Raw genomic sequence first — 17439 nt, forward strand, 5'->3', positions numbered from 1 at the left:
ACACCGGGGAATGCCCCGCTTGTGCAGGGCAGGAGCTAACGCCCCGGATCCTCCTCGATCGCCGGCGTCTCGGCATCCGACTTGTGCCGCGCGCGTCCGATCTCGGTCATCCGGCGACCAGCCCACCCTACGCCGCGCGCCGTCGTACCAGCGGCCGCCGCGATCGCGGATCCGGCGTACCGGGCACCCCGCGCGACCCGCCTCTCGATCCGTTCGGCACCCGTGACCGGTTCCAGCTCCGGTGGCAGGACAGCGGGCGCCGGTCCGAACGCGCGCCGTGACGTCACCAGCACGCGACGCCCGAGGATGTTGTTGCCCGCCCCGCCGATCACCGCACCGATTCCGAAAGGCAACGCCTTGCCGAGGAAAGATGCTCCGCCGGCCGCGGCGAAGTGCTTCAGGAACATCGTCTTCAGCCGATCCACGATCGGTCCGACTGCGGCACGGGGGAGCGACTTCGTCACGACCTCGCCCCAGTAGGCCGACCGGGCAGCGCCACGTCCGGCTGCCTGCCCGGCGAGCTGTGACAGCAGATCGACTCCTTCTTTGCCCAGCATCAGCGTCATGACCAGCGCCCGGGCCCGATCCGGATTCTCGACCGGGATGCCGTGCACCTCGGCGACGGACTGGGCGAACAGCGTCGTCGACTCGACGAAGCCGAGCGTCTCGACTCCGGACAGCGCCAGGGTCACGCCCGTGCCGATGCCGGGAACCACGGCAGTCGCGCCGACCGTCGCACCGCCGGCGGTGACCGCCGCGAGATACCTCTGCTCCAGCATCCGCACGATCTCGGCCGGCGTCGCGTCAGGGTGGCGCAGTCGGATGCTGCGGATGTGCGCGAGCACGAGCGGCCGCTGGATCGCGAGCACTCTGTCGAGTCCACGGATCGTGAGGGGATGTTCGGTCGAACCCACCGGTGGCACGCCCTTGTCCCACGGGGCGTCTTCCGGAAGGGAGTGGATCTTGTGCACCTTGTCGGCCATGCCCCGATCCTATGGATGGATGCCGCGAGAAAGCCGAAAGCCCGGCACCTGAGGGTGCCGGGCTTTCGGGCTGTGCCCGGGGGTGTCAGACGTAGAGGTTCGCGCGCTCGAGGTCTTCGGCGAAATCGACCTCGACCGCGTACAGGTCGGAGACGTCCATCGGCTCGAGCAGCAGGCCGTCTTCGGCGACCGCCAGTTCGAGACCGCGTTCGAAGTAGTCCTGGTCCTCGACGCGCTGCAGCTGACGCATGAACGCCTTCTTGTGCGCGGAGGAGATGTAGTTGATTCCGACGGCCTCGCCCAGACCGCCCTTGACGGTCTTCGAGAGCTCCTTGATGAAGCCCTCGGCGGTGACGGTGTACTTCACTTCCTCGTCGCTCACCTTCGAGGTGTTGACGGTGACGAATGACTGGTCGCGCTCGATGTACTCGAGCGCGCGGCCGAGGATCATCGGGTCGAAGACGACGTCGCCGTTCATCCAGAGCACGCCGCCCTTGCCGGTCGCACCGAGTGCGCGCAGCAGGCTCTTCGACGTGTTGGTCTCGTCGTAGCGCTCGTTGTGGACGTAGTTGACGTGCGGGAACGCCTCGATGATCGTCTCAGCGCGGTAGCCGACGACCGCGGTGATGCGGGCGTCCTTGCCGAACGCGGCACGAATGTTCTCGTGCTGCTGCTGCATGATCGTGCGGCCGTCGCTCAGCTCGGTGAGGGGCTTGGGCAGTGCACGCCCGAGGCGCGAGCCCATGCCGGCTGCGAGGATAACGGTCTGAAGAGTCACGAAAGCTCCTAAAAGAATCTGTGTTCACGGCCGGTTCACCGACCAGACACCTCTTCGTGCCGCCTTCATGCTAGCCATGGCACCTGGAAAGCCCCTGGTCCGGGTGGACGCCGTTGCCAATTCGTGACCGTCTGCACACCCAGCTCTCAGGTTGTGCACGGTCGTTCACGGATCCTGCGGAATGTTGCGCTGGAACCGGGCAAAGTCGGTCCCCGTTGATACCGTAATACAGTGACTCCTTCCCCCGACGACCAGCTGGACGAGGCGACTGCCACCCCTCAGGCCGAGAAGGCGCGCCCGGCCCGCACGAGCGCTCCGGATTCCGCGGCCAAGACCGCTGCAGTCAAGGCGAGGACCGCGAAGTCGGCGGCGGCGAAGTCCGCGTCCGCCAAGACCGCGACGGATGTCGCCAAGGCGGCTGCGGCGAAGTCCGCGGCTGCGAAGGCGACCGCCACCAAGGCTGCGGCGAGGACCACGGCGGCGCGCGACACGGCTGCGAAGACGGCGGCAGCCAAAGCTGCGGCGGCGAAGGCTGCGGCTGCGAAGGTCGCGGCGAAGGAAGCCGCCGCGAAGGATTCCGTCGAGTCGGATGCTGCAGACGGAACGGGTCTCGAGCAGACTGCCGACTCCGCCTCGTCGGCGCAGAAGCCGATCAAGAAGGCCGCGCCCAAGCGGATGCCGAAGCCGCGTGAGCAGCGGAGCGCCGCCGGGCGCGCGGTGGCCGCGCACTCGGCCGCCACAGCGGTCGAGACTGTCGCGCCTCCTGCGGACGTCGAGGCGCCGGCCGACCAGGCGACTGTCAGCGCGCCCGTCGCGGAGACCTCAGCTCAGACCGTTGCGGAACCGGAGGCACCGTCTGTGTCAGAACCCACGGCAGAGGCGGATTCGCCCGTGTCCGAGCGCGTCGACGTCACCGAGGAGACCGCGGAGTTCACCGAGCCCGTTGCCGAGACGATCGTCGAGCCGGTCGCCGAGCCGGCTGAGGCAGCGATCGGTGAAGAGATCGAACCAGCAGCAGAAGGCGCTGAGGTTGACGAGTCAGTGAGCGAAGATGCATCCGCATCGGCGCCGGTGGCAGAGACCGTCGATGACGCATTCGCCGATGTCGAGGCATCGTCCGCCGGCGATGCGTTGCGTGTACGAGGACTCATCAAGGACTTCGGCGATCAGCGTGCCGTCAACGGCATCGACTTGACGGTCCCGGCCGGATCGTTCTACGGCATCGTCGGCCCCAACGGTGCCGGCAAGACGACCACGCTCTCGATCATCACAGGTCTGCTGCGCGGCGATGGCGGCACCGTCCATGTGTCCGGCATCGATCAGAAGACGGATCCGCTCGTAGCGAAGCGCATCATGGGAGTTCTGCCCGATCGACTTCGGACCTTCGATCGCCTCACCGGACGCCAGCTGCTCCACTACTACGGCCTGCTGCGCGGACTCGACTCGCGTGTCATCGAGAAGCGGTCCGCCGACCTCGCCAGGGCGTTCGATCTCACCGGCGCGCTCAACCGCGTCGTCTCCGATTACTCAGCGGGCATGACGAAGAAGATCATGCTCGCCGGTGCCATGATCCACTCGCCGCGCGTGCTGGTGCTCGACGAGCCGTTCGAATCCGTCGATCCCGTCTCGTCGGGTGTCATCCTCGACATTCTGCGGGCTTACGTGTCGCACGGCGGCACGGTGGTGCTGTCCAGCCACGGCATGGATCTCGTCGAGCGGGTCTGCTCGCGCGTCGCGATCATCGTCGGCGGAGAGGTCCTCGCCGAGGGGACCGTCGACGAGGTCCGCGCCGGCCAGACCCTCGAGTCGCGATTCGTCGAGCTCGCCGGGTCCAGCAGCGAGGTGGAGGGGCTGGAGTGGTTGCACACGTTCTCCGACTGAGAATCGCCCTGCTGTTCGGGGCGCTCCGCGGCAACCATGTCACGCGCACGATCGTCGGTCTGCTCGGCATCGTCGCTGCCACCGTCATCGTCTGCATCGCCGTGCTCAGCCTCGCCGATGCGACGACAGCCGTGGCGCGCACCGTGATCGTGCTCGGCGGCGCCGCCGTCTTCCTCGCCTTCCTCGTCGGCCCCATGTTGACCGGCGCGGTCGATCAGCTCGACCCGCGCCGCTTCGCCGTGTTCGGCGTCGACGAGCGACGGATGCCGTGGATCCTCGCGCTCGCCTCGATCATCAGCGTTCCCAGCCTCGCTCTCCTGGCCGTCACGACCTGCGTGACGATCGTCGGCATCCGCCTCGGGGTGCCGGTGTACGCCGCCGTGCTCGCCGGAGTCATCGGACTGCTGACCTTCGTGCTCGCCGCCCGGGTGGGCATGGCCATCAGCGCGATCTGGCTCCCGGAGCGGCGTTCCCGCGAACTGACGGCGCTCTTCACGCTCGCCATCGTCGTGGTCGCCTTCCCTGTCGCGGTGTTCCTCGCCTCGCTCGAATGGCAGGGCAGCGTCCCGCCCGCGGTCGCCGCCGCGACGACCATCGTCGGCGCGACCCCGGTCGCCGCGCCCGTCGGCCTTCTGTTCGCGCTCGCGGCCGGCGATGAGGCCGGTGCCTGGGTCAGCGGCCTCGTCGCCGTCGCCACTCTCGCCGGCATCATCGCCGCGTGGGCCTGGCTGGTGCGGCGCATGCTGACGACCACCGAGCGTCCGGCGACCGCACGTGAGCGGACCGGCCTCGGCTGGTTCGGTCTGCTGCCGTCGAATGCGTTCGGTGCGATCGCGGCACGCAGCCTTGTGTACTGGCTGCGTGACCGGCGCTACATCGTGAACATCGTCGTCGTCCCGATCGCCGGAGTGCTCACCGTCTTCCCGCTTCTCGTGGCCGGCGTGCCGTTCGAGGTGGCCGTCCTCATCCCGGTCCCGGTGATGGCACTGTTCTTCGGGTGGCTGCCGCACAACGACATCGCCTACGACTCGACCGCCTTCTGGGTGCATGTCGCCAGCGGTGTGCGCGGCCTGCCGGATCGTTTCGGGCGCATCATCCCCGTGTTCCTCGTCGCCGTGCCCGCGCTGGCGATCGCGGTCCCCGTCACGCTGGCGCTGACCGGCGACTGGCGGTTGCTGCTGCCGCTCAGCGGTCTCGCCGTGTGCCTGTTCTTCGCAGGTCTCGGGTTCTCCAGCATCGTGTCCGTGATCGCACCGTACGCCGTCTCTCGGCCGGGGGACAGCCCGTTCCAGCAACCGCAGCGTGCGGCGTCTCGCGGAGCGTTCGGTCAGGCCGGGGTCTTCGTCGGCGCGATCGCCGTCGCGGTCCCCACGATCTGGCTGTTCGCCCTCGCGGTTCTCGAGGGCGGCGACCACCTGTGGACCGCATTCTGGGTGGGCCTCGGCACCGGGATCGGGGTCCTGCTGCTCGGTACGGCGATCGGTGGACGAATCTTCGAGCACAGCGGTGAACGGCTCATGGAGTTCGTCGAGACGGCATGATCGCGACCCGCGGACGTCCCCTCCCGACTAGAATCAGCGCATGAGTACTCCGTTGGACAGCCCCGATCAGGGCGGCGTGGCAACGCTTGATCGCGAACTCGAAGAGCTCCTCAACCAGGAGTCGATCGAGCCGGGCGACCACGAGCGCTTCAGCCACTACGTGAAGAAGGACAAGATCCTCGAGTCCGCGATCACCGGCAAGCCGGTGCGCGCGTTGTGCGGGAAGAAGTGGACGCCGGGTCGAGACCCGGAGAAGTTCCCCGTCTGCCCCACCTGCAAGGAGATCTACGAGTCGATGGTCGGCTAGACCGCGTCGACGAGCACCGTCGGGATCGCGGGATCCGACTTGCTGAGCGCCAGTGCCTGGACAGGCAGCTCCTCGCGTACGCGCAGATGATGCGCACGGGCTGAGGTCGTCCCCTCGACCCCTTCGAACGCGTCGTCGATGTCGCCGTTGGCGACGAACTGGACCTGAAGCGCTCGGGAATCGGGGTGTTCGGACGGAGTGTCCAGCTCCTCGAAGCCGTCCGAGACCACGACCGTCTCAGCGGTGGCCACGCCGTCGGTGAGCGTGCGGAAAGCCGCCTTGCGGCCGCCCTGGGATGCCTTGTCGGCGGATGCTTTCGCGACACCGATCCAGGCACCCGAGGCATCCTGTCGTGCGACGAGCTTGTAGACCATGCTCGCCGTCGGATGGCCCGAGCCGGTGACGACCGACGTCCCGACGCCATAGGCATCGACGGGGGATGCTGCGAGCGAGGCGATCGCGTACTCGTCCAGGTCGCTGGTCACGGTGATGCGCGTGCCGGTGGCCCCGAGGCCGTCCAGCTGGGCGCGGACCTCTGCTGCGACGATCGGCAGGTCGCCCGAGTCGATCCGCACCCCGCCGAGGCCGGTGCCGGCGACTCGGATCGCCGTGTCGACGCCGGTACGGATGTCGTAGGTGTCCACGAGCAGGGTCGTATCCCTGCCGAGGCTGGAGATCTGCGCGCGGAAGGCGTCCTCCTCCGTCTCGTGCAGCAGCGTCCAGGAGTGCGCCGCCGTGCCCATGGTCGGAATACCCCACCGCCGACCGGCTTCGAGATTGCTCGTCGACCGGAATCCGGCGATGTACGCGGCGCGAGCTGCGGCAACGGCTGAATGCTCCGCGGCGCGGCGCGAGCCCATCTCGGCCAGCGGACGATCGCCGGCGGCGATGCTCATGCGCGACGCGGCGGTCGCCACCGCCGAGTCGTGGTTCAGCACGCTCAGCGCGAGCGTCTCGAGCACGACGGCGTCGGCGAAGCTCCCCTCCACCGTCAGAATCGGGGATCCGGGGAAGTACAGCTCGCCCTCGCGGTAGCCGCTGATCGAGCCGGTGAAGCGGTAATTCTCGAGATACGTCAGCGACTCGGCATCCACCACCTGCTCGTCGCGCAGGAACCGCAGCTCGTCCTCGCCGAAGCGGAAGTCGCGCAGCAGCGACAGCAGTCGACCCGTGCCGGCCACGACGCCGAAGCGCCGTCCTCCGGAGAGTCGACGCGAGAAGAGCTCGAAGACGCACGGGCGCGAAGCCGTGCCGTCGCGAAGTGCGGCGCCGAGCATGGTGAGTTCGTAGCGGTCGGTCAGAAGCGCCGTCGACGAGGTCATGCGCTCAGCTTAGTGAGCGCGGGCGGGTGCCGAGCTCGTCCGAGGTAGGCTGGGGAGTCATGAACGACGCGCCCATCGGAATCTTCGACTCGGGTGTCGGCGGACTCACGGTGGCCAGGGCGATCCGTGCGCAGCTGCCCCGTGAATCGTTCGTGTACATCGGTGACACGGCGCATTCGCCGTACGGCCCCAAGCCGATCGCAGATGTGCGCCGCTACGGGCTCGAGGTGCTCGACACGCTCGTCGATCAGGGCGTCAAGATGCTGGTGATCGCGTGCAACACGGCATCCTCTGCGATGCTGCGCGATGCCAGGGAGCGCTACGACGTGCCGGTCGTCGAGGTGATCGGCCCTGCGGTGCGCCGGGCCGTCTCGACGACGCGCAACGGACGCATCGGCGTCATCGGCACGGTCGGCACGATCGGCTCCCGCGCGTACCAGGACATGCTCGAGGTCAACGAGCGTCTGAGCGTCTTCACGGCCGCATGTCCTCGATTCGTCGAGTTCGTCGAAGCGGGCATCACCGGCTCGCCGGAAGTCCTCGCCACCGCCGAGGAGTACCTCGCCCCGCTGCGCGACGCCGACGTCGACACTCTCGTGCTCGGCTGCACGCACTATCCGTTCCTGCGCGGCGCGATCGGCTACGTCATGGGGGAGGGCGTCTCGCTCGTCTCCAGCGACGACGAGACGGCGGCAGACGTGTACCGTCAGCTCGTCCGCGGTGATCTGCTCGCCCCATCGGATGCCGTGGCCACGTACGTGTACGAGGCCACCGGCGATTCCGCCGACGACTTCACAGCGCTCGCCAATCGGCTGATGGGCCGCGAGGTGCGCGACGTCCAGCTGGTCCAGACCGGCGTCATCACCCTCCCGGAAGCACAATCCCTCGAACCGAAGGAAACCCATGTCTGACATCGTCCGCTCCGATGGCCGCGCCACGAACGAGCTCCGCACGATCACGATCGAGCGCGGCTGGAGCGCCAACGCCGAGGGGTCGGCGCTCATCAGCTTCGGCGGGACGAAGGTGCTGTGCACGGCCTCCTTCACCAACGGCGTCCCGCGGTGGCTCACCGGCAAGGGCAAGGGCTGGGTCACCGCCGAGTACGCCATGCTCCCGCGGGCGACGAACAGCCGCAACGACCGCGAGAGCGTGAAGGGCCGCATCGGCGGCCGCACTCACGAGATCTCCCGCCTGATCGGCCGTGCGCTGCGCGCGGTCGTCGACACCAAGGCGCTCGGCGAGAACACGATCGTCATCGACTGCGACGTGCTGCAGGCCGACGGCGGCACCCGCACGGCGGCGATCACCGGCGCCTACGTCGCACTCGCCGACGCGATCGAGTGGGGCCGCGAGAAGAAGTTCATCGGCAAGAACTCCAAGCCGCTGCTCGACTCGGTCTCGGCGGTGTCGGTGGGCATCATCGACGGTGAGCCGATGCTCGACCTCGCCTACGTCGAGGACGTGCGGGCCGAGACCGACATGAACGTCGTCGTGACCGGACGCGGTCTCTTCGTCGAGGTGCAGGGCACCGCCGAAGGAGCTCCGTTCGACAAGCGCGAGCTGGACGCGCTGCTCGAGCTCGGCGTGGCCGGCTGCGAGGACCTGAAGGCGCGGCAGCTCGAAGCCCTGGCCGGCTGATGAGGGTCGTCCTCGCCACCCACAACCCGCACAAGGTGTCCGAGTTCGGGCAGATCGTCGCCCGGACACGACCCGATCTCGAGGTGGTCGGCTACGACGGCCCCGAGCCGATCGAGGACGGCGTGACCTTCGCCGAGAACGCGCTCATCAAGGCCAGGGCGGCTGCAGCGCACACCGGCCTCGTCGCGCTCGCCGACGACTCCGGTATCTGCGTCGACGTGCTCGGCGGTTCACCCGGCATCTTCTCGGCCTACTGGGCCGGGCAGCGCAAGGATGCCCAGGCGAACCTCGAGCTGCTCCTGGACCAGCTCGCGGATATCGCCGACCATCACCGCGCCGCGCAGTTCGTCTCGACGATCGCGCTCGTGACGCCCGAGGGCGAGGAGCACGTCGTCGAGGGCGTGTGGCGGGGACGCCTTGCGCGCGCGGCATCCGGCGGCGGCGGATTCGGCTACGACCCGATCTTCGTGCCGGACGGCCAGGAGGGCGCCCCGCGCAGCGTGGGCGAATTCAGCGCCGAGGAGAAGCAGGCGCAGTCGCATCGGGCGCGGGCCTTCGCGTCGCTGATCCCGCTGCTCGAGAAGCTCTGATCGGGCGCGAGTCGTTACTGAGAATCGTCACCATTCCCGACTAGACGAAATCGCCTCTGACGGCCGTTTTCGATCGTACGCTTGAGGCATGCACGACCACGCTCATCCGCCAGGCATCCGAGGCGCGAGCAGTCGCCGACTGCTGACGATCTCGCTGTGTCTGACGGCGACGATCATGCTCGTGCAGGTCGTCGGCGGGGTGCTCACCGGGTCGCTCGCGCTGCTCGCCGATGCCGCGCACATGTTCACGGATGCCTCAGCGCTCGTCATCGCACTGATCGCCAGCGCGGTCGCCGCGCGACCGGCCGACGACCGGCGCACGTTCGGGTACCAGCGCGCCGAGGTCTTCGGGGCGCTGATCAACGCGATCATCCTCATCGTGCTGGCCGCCGTGGTCGCGATCGAGGGTGTCTCGCGCCTGCTCGACCCCGCGGATGCCGAGGTCGCCGGCGGACTGATGCTCGTCGTCGCGGTGATCGGCCTCGTCGCGAACGGCATATCGATGTGGCTGCTCAGCGCGGCGCAGCGCACGAACATCAACGTCCGCGGCGCATACCTCGAGGTCCTCGGAGACCTCATCGGCTCGGCGGCGGTCATCGTCGCCGCTTTCGTGATCATCGTCACCGGATGGATGCCGGCGGACGCGATCGCTTCTCTGTTCATCGCGGCCATGATCGTCCCGCGTGCTGTCACTCTGCTGCGGGAGGTGTTCTCGGTGCTCGCGGAATCGGCGCCGAAGGGCATGACGGTGGCGGACATCCGCGCGCACCTGCTCGCGATGGACGGTGTGACCGGCGTCCACGATGTGCACGTCTGGCAGCTGACCCGCGGCGCTCCTGTCTTCACCGCGCACGTCGGCGTGGCCCCGGAACTGATGGAGCAGGGGCGTTCGGCGGTCCTCCTGGCGAGACTCCAGGAGTGCCTCGCGGATCACTTCGACGTCGCGCACTCCACGTTCCAGCTCGAGCCGGACGACGCCGCTCGGTGCGAGCAGACGCACGCCTGAATCAGGACTCGACGACGATCTCGTCGATGCGCTTGTCCGGCCGCAGGCCCCGCCAGCGCGCGTGTCGCAGGATGCCGTCCGGCGTCCAGTTCGCGAACTCGACCTCGCCGACCAGCTCCGGCCGCACCCATTCGGCGTCCGAGGCATCCGCGGTCGGTACCCCGTCGATCTGACGCTTCGGGATGCGCAGCGGGTCCAGTCTGGCGGTGAGATCCCGCAGGATGCGCTCGGTGAAGCCGCTGCCGACGCGCCCGACGTAGCGCAGCCCTTCGCCCTCGGGAATGGCGAGCAGGAGCGAGCCGATGCCGCCGGATCGATTGCCCTTGCCGGGGCGGATGCCGGCGATGACGACCTCCTGCGTGCGGGTGTGCTTGATCTTCAGCCACGATCCGGACCGGGCGCCCGGGCGATAGACCGAACCGGAGTCCTTGACGACGACGCCCTCCAGTCCGAGCTCCGCGCTGGTCTGCAGCGCCGCGTCGATGTCATCGAACACGGGTGGGACGACGACGGGGCCGTCGGCGCTCTCGGACAGCGTCTCCAGCAGGCGCCGCCGGTCACGCAGCGGTGTGCGCAGGAGATCGTGCCCGTCCAGTCGGAGCAGGTCGAAGAGCTGATAGACGATCGGCGTGCGCACCACCTCGCGCTCGATCTCGCGCGGTCGGGTCAGATGCATCCGGTTCTGCAGGCGGCTGAAGCTGGGCCGCCCGGTCGCATCCAGAGCGATGATCTCGCCGTCGATCACGGCATCCGAGACCGCGAGGTGGGGCGCTCCGTCCGCCGTCAGCTCGGGATAGCGGTCGGTGATGTCGGTGCCGCTTCGAGCGAACAGCCGCATCCGACCGTCCTGCCAGACGCCCATGGCGCGGATGCCGTCCCACTTGATCTCGGCCCACGCGTCGCCGAGGGCGCGTGCGAGCCCTGGCGTCCCGGTCTCGGCGAGCATCGGCTCCGGCGCGCCGTGCGGCGCGACGGGTGTGGTCGGCGCCGGGGAGGCAGGGGGCGCGGGTCGCGTCACGACCGGATGCCGAGCCGCACCTGCCTCGGCGTCCTTCATCCGGTGCAGCAGCCACGAGGACTTCTCTCCGTTGCCCTCGGTGCGGATCAGCGCCAGCCGCGCACGCCCGAGCGGCCCCTCTCCGCGGAAGGTGGCGATGACCTCGTCGTCGCGCCACTTCTCGATGTCGACGGTTCCGGTGTCCCAGATCGTCATGGTCCCTGCGCCGTACTCGCCCTTCGGTATCTCACCGTGGAACTCGAGGTACTCCAGCGGGTGGGGCTCAGTCATGACCGCGAGATGATTGCGGTCCGGGCGGTCGGGGACGCCCTTGGGGACCGCCCAGCTGACGAGCACGCCGTCGCGCTCGATGCGCAGGTCGAAGTGCAGGCGGCGCGCGTGGTGCTCCTGGATGACGAAGCGCGGCGGGGCACCGGGGGGCGACGGCTCGATCGCGTGCAGCTCAGGCATCGGCTCCGGCGTGCGTCCGGTGGTGCGCTTGGACAGGTAGGGAGCCAGGTGCGCCGCGGATGCCGCGCGCGCGAACCCCGCGAGCGGATCCGCGCCCGCATCGATGCGCTCGAGGACCTCGTCGAACTCCAAGTGGCGCAGCTCCGGGTCGTCCAGTTCGTCCCAGGTGCGCGGCGCTGCGACGGTCGGGTGGGAGCGTCCGCGCAGTGAGTAGGGAGAGATCGTGGTCTTGGACGCGCTGTTCTGGCTCCAGTCGAGGAAGACCTTGCCGCCGCGCGCGGCCTTGGCCATGACGCTCGTGGCGATGTCGGGGTGGTCGGCTTCGATGGCCCGCGCGAGCTCCTTGGCCAGAGCGGATGCCTGGTCGCTGTTCTGCGACCCGTCCAGGCGCGAGTAGAGATGGATCCCCTTGCTCCCGCTGGTCACCGGCACCGGGTCCAGGCCGATGTCTCGGAGGATGTCGCGGGCCAGCCGGGCGACATGTGCGCACGCGGCGAGGTCGGCGCCCGGCCCGGGATCGAGATCGATCACGAGGCGATCCGGGTTGCCGCGATCACCTTCAGGCGTGAACCGCCACTGCGGCACATGGAGTTCGATCGCCGCGATCTGTGCGAACCACACCAGCGATGGCAGGTCTTCGATGAGCGGATAGTCCTTCGGGCCGTCCGAGTGCTCGATCGGCCGGCGGACCACCCACCCGGGCGCGCCCTGCTCGAGCTGCTTGGTGAAGAAGGCTTCGGCCGGGGCATCCGCTGTGCCGACGCCCTCCACCCACCTTTTGCGCGTCACGGGCCGGCCGGACAGCAGCGGCAGCATCCGCGAGGCGACGGCCGTGTAGTACGCGATGACCTCGCCCTTGGTGGTGCCGGTCGCGGGGTACATGACCTTGTCCAGGTTTGTCAGACGCACGCGCCGACCGTCGACCTCGACGATCTGCGCGTTGCTGGGCATGTCGAAATCGTAGCCGCAAGCCCCTGGCCTCCGACCGCGTCCGCGGTGTTCACTGGTCTCATGAGGTCGATCTGGAAAGGTGCCCTGACGTTCGGGCTCGTGAACGTCCCGGTGAAGGTCTACTCCGCCACCGAGGATCACGATGTGCCGCTGCATCAGGTGCACGATGAGGACGGCGGGCGCATCCGGTACAAGCGCACCTGCGAGGTGTGCGGCGAGGTCGTGGCGTACCAGAACATCGACCGGGCGTACGAGGACGACGGCCAGCGGGTGGTGCTGACCAAGGAAGACCTCGATGCGCTGCCGGCGGAGCGCAGCCGCGAGATCGACGTGGTGGAGTTCGTGCCGACCGAGCAGGTCGATCTGCTCACGCTCGACAAGGCGTACTACCTCGAACCCGATTCGAAGTCGCCGAAGGCGTACGTGCTGCTGCGCAAGACGCTGGAGCAGACCGATCGCACGGCGATCGTGCGCTTCACGCTGCGGCAGAAGACCCGCCTGGCCGCCCTCCGCGTGCGCGGCGACGTGCTGGTGCTGCAGACGCTGCTGTGGGCCGACGAGGTGCGGGAGGCCTCGTTCGATTCGCTGGACGAGGACGTGAAGATCTCCAAAAAGGAGCTGGAACTGTCGGCCAGCCTCGTCGACAGCTACTCGAGCGACTTCGATCCCGAGGCGTTCGTCGACGAGTACCAGAAGGAGCTGCGCACGCTCATCGACGCGAAGATCGAGGCGGGGGACACGTTCGACGTGGCCGAGACCTTCGGCGAAGAGGGCGAGGAGACCCAGAAGGGCGGCGAGGTCATCGACCTCATGGAGGCGCTGCGCGCCAGCGTCGAGAAGTCGCGGTCGAAGTCGAAGAAGCGCGACGCGGGCTGATCTGCGCCGTTCAGACGGCGCAACGGATCAGTGCTTGCCGTCGCCGTCCAGGTCGGGTGCGCGGTCGAAGACCTCGGGGTCCAGGGCGAGTTCGGTGGCTTCGACGGCATCCGTGTCGGGGTCTCCGCCTCCGGCGAGCTCCTTGCGGACCTTGTACCGCTCGGAGAAGTAGTGCCACAGCGTGATGAGCGCTGTGCCGCCGACGGCCACGAGGAGGATCAGGTCGATGTAGTTCTCGACGAATCTGGCGACTGGCGGGATGAAGCCGATGAGGTACCCGAACATCGTCAGGCCGAAGCCCCACAGCACCGCACCGATGAGGTTGTAGAGCGTGTACTTGCCCTTGTGCATGTGACCCACGCCGGCGGCCACCGGCGCGAACGTGCGCACGATGGGCACGAAGCGCGCGAGGATGATCGTGAGCCCGCCGTAGCGCTCGAAGAACGCGTTCGTGCGCTCGACGTTCTTGCGGCTGAACAGCCCGGACTCCTTGCGTTCGAACACCGCCGGTCCGCCCTTGTGCCCGATCACGTAGCCGACCTCACCGCCGATGAACGCGGCCAGACCGATGAGCAGGGCGACCCACCACACGCTGATGCCGAACACGCCGTTCGGCGCATAGTCCTGCGGGTGCGAGAGCAGGCCCGAGATCACGAGCAAGGTGTCACCGGGAAGCAGGAATCCGACGAGCAGCCCCGTCTCGGCGAAGACGATGAAGCAGACCACGAGCAGGGCCCAGGGGCCTGCGGCGCCGATGATCGTCGCCGGGTCGAGCCAGGGGATGAGCGCGATGTGGTGCATGGTGTCCCGTCTTGCGAGGCGGTCGAGCGCGCGTGCGCGCGCCCTGCGTGCGGAAGGTGGGACTTGAACCCACACGCCCGAAGGCACAGGAACCTAAATCCTGCGTGTCTGCCAGTTTCACCACTCCCGCGCTGCGCGATGCCAGTCTAACCGGGGCGCTGACAGTCGGACGGCGGGAGAACCGCCGGTTTCGTTCCGGGTATCCCGACGACGTTCCGGGTGGCGGGTGCGAGGCGCTGGTGCAGCCTGTGGATAACTTCTGAGGCGCATGTCGGATTCTTGCGAGGATGCACGGGTGAGTCATCCAGCATCCGTCGTCGCCGACCGAGTGCGGCGGCGTCTGCGCGCGGACCGCACCGACCCGTCGATCGATCCCGTCGAGGCCAGGCGCGTCGCGCAGGCCGAGGTGCGCCGGCACAACGACCACGCGCTGTCGCGCGGCGAGGCCATGGTGGACGACGAGGTCGCGCTGGTGCGGGAAGTTCTGGCATCCGTCCATGGGTACGGGCCCCTCCAACCTTTGCTGGAAGACCCCGAGATCGAGGGTAGTGAGTCTAAACCCCTACCTCGATTTGGGTGCTGGCCAATGGGAGTGTCTGCGAGTTTTGCGCCGAGGTTGCGCGCGGGCGCGACAGGAGATGTGCGCAAGTCAACGCGCGCATAAACCCCAGTTGAGAATACATAAATTGACAATCGACCAGGATCGCCCCATGATGAACCGGAGGGCGCACCGGGCGCCTAGTGATGGAGGTAAGGGATGTACTTTGACGAGGTCGTGGAGAACGTCGGCGATGTTGCGCTCACGCGAGCCGGGAGGCTATGGGTGCACGAACTCCGGTTGCGCGCGGAACGGCTCGCACCACAGGAGCAGTTCGACATCGGCGCGCGGATCGAGGCGGCGTACCTCGCGGCGTTGGCCGACCTAGTCGAGTTTCGTCTCAACGTGGAGGGGTGCCTGGGGCTGGAGACCCTCGCGACTCAGGGCATCGACGTTGAGCCCGCGTACGAGATTGCCGCGGAGAAGTCGTTCAGGGGCCAGTAAGTGAGCGGATGGAACATGGCCTAGATGCTCCATCCGCTCAGAGCCAGGGTAGTCGGCGGTCGAGTGCGGTCGCCGACTACCTGCACCGACAGAGGAGAGTCACAATGTCAGCCAATACGATCGTCGGTCGCTTCCGCGCCGGTCACCAGATCGACGACCGCCCCGCCTCCATCGAGGAATGGCGCATCACGACCGGCGACCCCGACGTCGCCGCGAAGGTCTACGAGCTCTACGGCGGCCAGGCCCCCCAGGAATGGGCAGCCAAGGGCGAGGACAACATCGAAGTCTTCACCGCCTCCGCCGAGGTCGCCGTCATCATCGAGTGCGCTAAGGCCCTCCGTCAGCGCATGGTGCTCTGGGGGCGCTCCGGCAAGCCGATCTACGTGAGCAACGGCGATGCCGAGGAGGTGGCGGCGCTGGATGGCTTCGGAGAACTTCCCGAGTATCGCAGCGGTGTTGGCGCTGAGCCGGACATCGAGCTCTACTTCCGCCTCGCGGAGGACCCGGAGCTCGGCGTCTTCAAGTTCAAGACGGGCTCGTGGGGCTTCGCCTCCGACCTGGCCTACAACGGCGTCGCCGAGGCGCTGGAGGCAGCGGAGGGCCCGACGAAGGCTATCCTCAAGCTGGAGCCGGTGAGCTTCGTGGCCAAGAACGGCCCGCGCAAGGGCCAGACCGTCAGTTATAGGGCCGCACGCCTGTCATTGAGTGGGCGTTCGACCCCGTAGGAATGCCGGTGCCCGGCACGAAGGTCGCGTGGCAAAATCTCGAAGCTGGACGTCAGCTGTGAGTTTCACCCGTGCGTGTAGGCGCGGTGTCGGCACGCGCGCGACCAATACTGACCGATAGCGGCCAATAGTGACCGATAGAGCTCGTCGGGTGACGGGAAAGCGTCCCGTGTGCCCACGAGATTCGATCTAGTGCCGGGCATGGACGTCGCGTGGCGCCGGTAAACTCCTGAGCAAGAGAAAAGCCCCCGAGCGTAACGAACTCATGAGGGGGGCTTTTCTACTCCGCACGATGAAGTGCGGTGGCTCCCTGAGGAGGGGTCGCTCAGAGCAGCAACTCTGGGCGGCCCCTGGGGAACCTTTACAGCAGTTTATGTCATACGGAATGCCGGTGGCGTCGAATCTGACGTTTAAGGCGTCAGATCCGACGGGTTAGACGCCGAATATGACCTGAGGCGCCGTCGCAACGCCGAGGACAGCGAGTTAGATATCGCGGGGTGCCTCGACGTGATCTGGCGAGTCCTCTCGGAGGTATTCGAGGAACCGGCGACCGCGCGGCGTGATCATGGGCGCGAAGGGATCGTCAACGACTCCGTCGAGTTGAACCAAGCTCATCGTGCTGTCGGTGATGAGGTCGTCGAGTGCGTCCCCGACAGAGTAGGGAATGTCCTCGGTCGACCGGCTGCCCTCCATACCGACCCCAAGAGCTTCGGCGACATGGGCTCCTACCTCACTGAGTCCCTCGCGGTAGACATAACCGAGGCCGTGCGCGTCGAGCCACGCGGCGGGGTCGGCGAAGTAGGCGAGGAGCCAGACGTGAAGGTCCTCGTACTTAGCCACAAGGCGGAGGAACGCGGCCCGATCGGATGCGCGGACGTCCGACCAAGGACCCGACTGGACCGTTGCGCGTGCGAGGCGTGCTCGCTTGGTCTCGCTCGCGGTCTCGGCGGCCTCTCGTTGCGTCCGTGAGAGCGCGGAGATGAACTCGTCGGAGCGGATGACGTCGGCGATCGTAAGAGAGCGGTCGAGGCGTTCGGCGATGTGGTTGAGTTCGGCCACGACGGCGACGTTGTACGCGTGTTGGCGCTCGGCAGCTCTCGCGGCAATAGCACCGTCGATGACGCGGGCGACTGCGCCTCCACCCACAGGGAAGGCGCTGACGCCGGCACTGAGGACGGTCGTCAGGATGTCTTGCGCCGGCTCGCTCGGCGGGATGAGCTTGTCGAGGTCAGTCATGTCGCCAGGGTAGCGGCGTGTAAACGGCGATAGCTGCCGTCGGTTGCTATGACGCGGACAAGCTAGATCATCGTGCCGCAACGAGGGCAGGGGTAACCAATTTCGCCAACGTGAGTGTCGTCATTCGGGCAGACGACGAAGGACGAGATGGACTCGGAGACGAGTTCGGACATGGCACTCCACGGGTTCGTAGGCCCGCCTGGGTGGCGGGCCTGGGTAGAACCTGCGGAGCGCTTATGGAGAAGTCCTCTCGTCGTCGTGGACTCAAGAATACTGGTGTACGTATACATGGCG

At 67.7% G+C, this 17439-nt stretch carries 16 protein-coding genes and 1 tRNA gene; 10 read left to right on the forward strand and 7 right to left on the reverse strand.

The window, feature by feature from the left end; translation table 11 throughout:
• Nucleotides 1-35 precede the first annotated feature (35 nt).
• Both ACFCYE_RS13375 and ACFCYE_RS13380 read right to left on the reverse strand, forming a co-directional pair.
• Nucleotides 36-983 carry a hypothetical protein gene (locus tag ACFCYE_RS13375; protein WP_376179445.1) on the reverse strand — a complete coding sequence of 316 codons (948 nt, stop codon included), beginning with the start codon at nt 981-983 and terminating at the stop codon, nt 36-38.
• 85 nt (nt 984-1068) lie between these two features.
• Nucleotides 1069-1761, reverse strand: coding sequence for an NTP transferase domain-containing protein (locus ACFCYE_RS13380; protein ID WP_376179447.1), 693 nt, complete (start codon nt 1759-1761; stop codon nt 1069-1071).
• A gap of 231 nt (nt 1762-1992) precedes the next feature.
• Here ACFCYE_RS13380 and ACFCYE_RS13385 point away from each other — a divergent pair, with 231 nt between their 5' ends.
• The 3 genes from ACFCYE_RS13385 to ACFCYE_RS13395 are packed head-to-tail and all read left to right on the forward strand — an operon-like array spanning nt 1993 to nt 5490.
• A complete protein-coding gene (locus ACFCYE_RS13385) occupies nt 1993-3642 on the forward strand; it encodes an ATP-binding cassette domain-containing protein (protein WP_376179449.1) in 1650 nt (549 codons plus the stop codon).
• Nucleotides 3618-5183 carry a hypothetical protein gene (locus tag ACFCYE_RS13390; protein WP_376179451.1) on the forward strand — a complete coding sequence of 522 codons (1566 nt, stop codon included), beginning with the start codon at nt 3618-3620 and terminating at the stop codon, nt 5181-5183. The genes ACFCYE_RS13385 and ACFCYE_RS13390 overlap by 25 nt, the downstream gene beginning before the upstream one ends.
• A gap of 40 nt (nt 5184-5223) precedes the next feature.
• Nucleotides 5224-5490 (forward strand): DUF3039 domain-containing protein, encoded by a 267-nt coding sequence (locus ACFCYE_RS13395; RefSeq protein WP_376179453.1) that lies wholly within the window; start codon nt 5224-5226, stop codon nt 5488-5490.
• Here ACFCYE_RS13395 and ACFCYE_RS13400 read toward each other — a convergent pair.
• A complete protein-coding gene (locus tag ACFCYE_RS13400; RefSeq protein ID WP_376179455.1) occupies nt 5487-6812 on the reverse strand; it encodes a nicotinate phosphoribosyltransferase in 1326 nt (441 codons plus the stop codon). The genes ACFCYE_RS13395 and ACFCYE_RS13400 overlap by 4 nt on opposite strands.
• Nucleotides 6813-6871: 59 nt before the next feature.
• On the opposite strand from ACFCYE_RS13400, the gene murI reads away from it, so the two are divergent.
• The 4 genes from murI (at nt 6872) to ACFCYE_RS13420 (ending at nt 10046) form a co-directional block, all read left to right on the forward strand.
• Nucleotides 6872-7723, forward strand: a complete 852-nt coding sequence (gene murI / locus ACFCYE_RS13405) for a glutamate racemase (protein WP_376179457.1) — start codon at nt 6872-6874, stop codon at nt 7721-7723.
• On the forward strand, nt 7716-8450 hold the full coding sequence (gene rph / locus ACFCYE_RS13410; RefSeq protein WP_376179458.1) for a ribonuclease PH: 735 nt from the start codon (nt 7716-7718) through the stop codon (nt 8448-8450). The genes murI and rph overlap by 8 nt, the downstream gene beginning before the upstream one ends.
• Nucleotides 8450-9040 (forward strand): RdgB/HAM1 family non-canonical purine NTP pyrophosphatase, encoded by a 591-nt coding sequence (rdgB, locus tag ACFCYE_RS13415; RefSeq protein WP_376179460.1) that lies wholly within the window; start codon nt 8450-8452, stop codon nt 9038-9040. The genes rph and rdgB overlap by 1 nt, the downstream gene beginning before the upstream one ends.
• Before the next feature lie 88 nt (nt 9041-9128).
• A complete protein-coding gene (locus ACFCYE_RS13420; protein WP_376179462.1) occupies nt 9129-10046 on the forward strand; it encodes a cation diffusion facilitator family transporter in 918 nt (305 codons plus the stop codon).
• Nucleotide 10047: 1 nt separating this feature from the next.
• Here ACFCYE_RS13420 and ACFCYE_RS13425 read toward each other — a convergent pair whose 3' ends face one another.
• Nucleotides 10048-12465: an ATP-dependent DNA ligase gene (locus ACFCYE_RS13425; protein WP_376179464.1), complete on the reverse strand. Its 2418-nt coding sequence runs from the start codon at nt 12463-12465 to the stop codon at nt 10048-10050.
• 60 nt (nt 12466-12525) lie between these two features.
• Here ACFCYE_RS13425 and ACFCYE_RS13430 point away from each other — a divergent pair, with 60 nt between their 5' ends.
• Entirely contained in the window at nt 12526-13341 is an 816-nt protein-coding gene (locus ACFCYE_RS13430; protein ID WP_376179466.1) for a Ku protein, read from the forward strand.
• Between the two features lie 27 nt (nt 13342-13368).
• On the opposite strand, the gene ACFCYE_RS13435 is transcribed toward ACFCYE_RS13430, so the two are convergent.
• Together ACFCYE_RS13435 and ACFCYE_RS13440 are read right to left on the reverse strand one after the other, a co-directional pair.
• Nucleotides 13369-14142 carry a DedA family protein gene (locus tag ACFCYE_RS13435; RefSeq protein WP_376179467.1) on the reverse strand — a complete coding sequence of 258 codons (774 nt, stop codon included), beginning with the start codon at nt 14140-14142 and terminating at the stop codon, nt 13369-13371.
• Nucleotides 14143-14190: 48 nt separating this feature from the next.
• Nucleotides 14191-14272, reverse strand: a tRNA-Leu gene (locus ACFCYE_RS13440).
• Nucleotides 14273-14899: 627 nt separating this feature from the next.
• Here ACFCYE_RS13440 and ACFCYE_RS13445 point away from each other — a divergent pair.
• Together ACFCYE_RS13445 and ACFCYE_RS13450 are read left to right on the forward strand one after the other, a co-directional pair.
• On the forward strand, nt 14900-15184 hold the full coding sequence (locus ACFCYE_RS13445; RefSeq protein ID WP_376179469.1) for a hypothetical protein: 285 nt from the start codon (nt 14900-14902) through the stop codon (nt 15182-15184).
• A 104-nt stretch (nt 15185-15288) separates the two neighbouring features.
• Nucleotides 15289-15909, forward strand: a complete 621-nt coding sequence (locus tag ACFCYE_RS13450; RefSeq protein WP_376179471.1) for a hypothetical protein — start codon at nt 15289-15291, stop codon at nt 15907-15909.
• Nucleotides 15910-16392: 483 nt separating this feature from the next.
• On the opposite strand, the gene ACFCYE_RS13455 is transcribed toward ACFCYE_RS13450, so the two are convergent.
• Nucleotides 16393-17145, reverse strand: a complete 753-nt coding sequence (locus ACFCYE_RS13455; protein ID WP_376179472.1) for a hypothetical protein — start codon at nt 17143-17145, stop codon at nt 16393-16395.
• Nucleotides 17146-17439: the final 294 nt, after the last annotated feature.

This window comes from Microbacterium sp. NPDC056234 (genome assembly GCF_042267585.1).
In the GTDB taxonomy this organism is placed as follows: Bacteria; Actinomycetota; Actinomycetes; order Actinomycetales; family Microbacteriaceae; genus Microbacterium.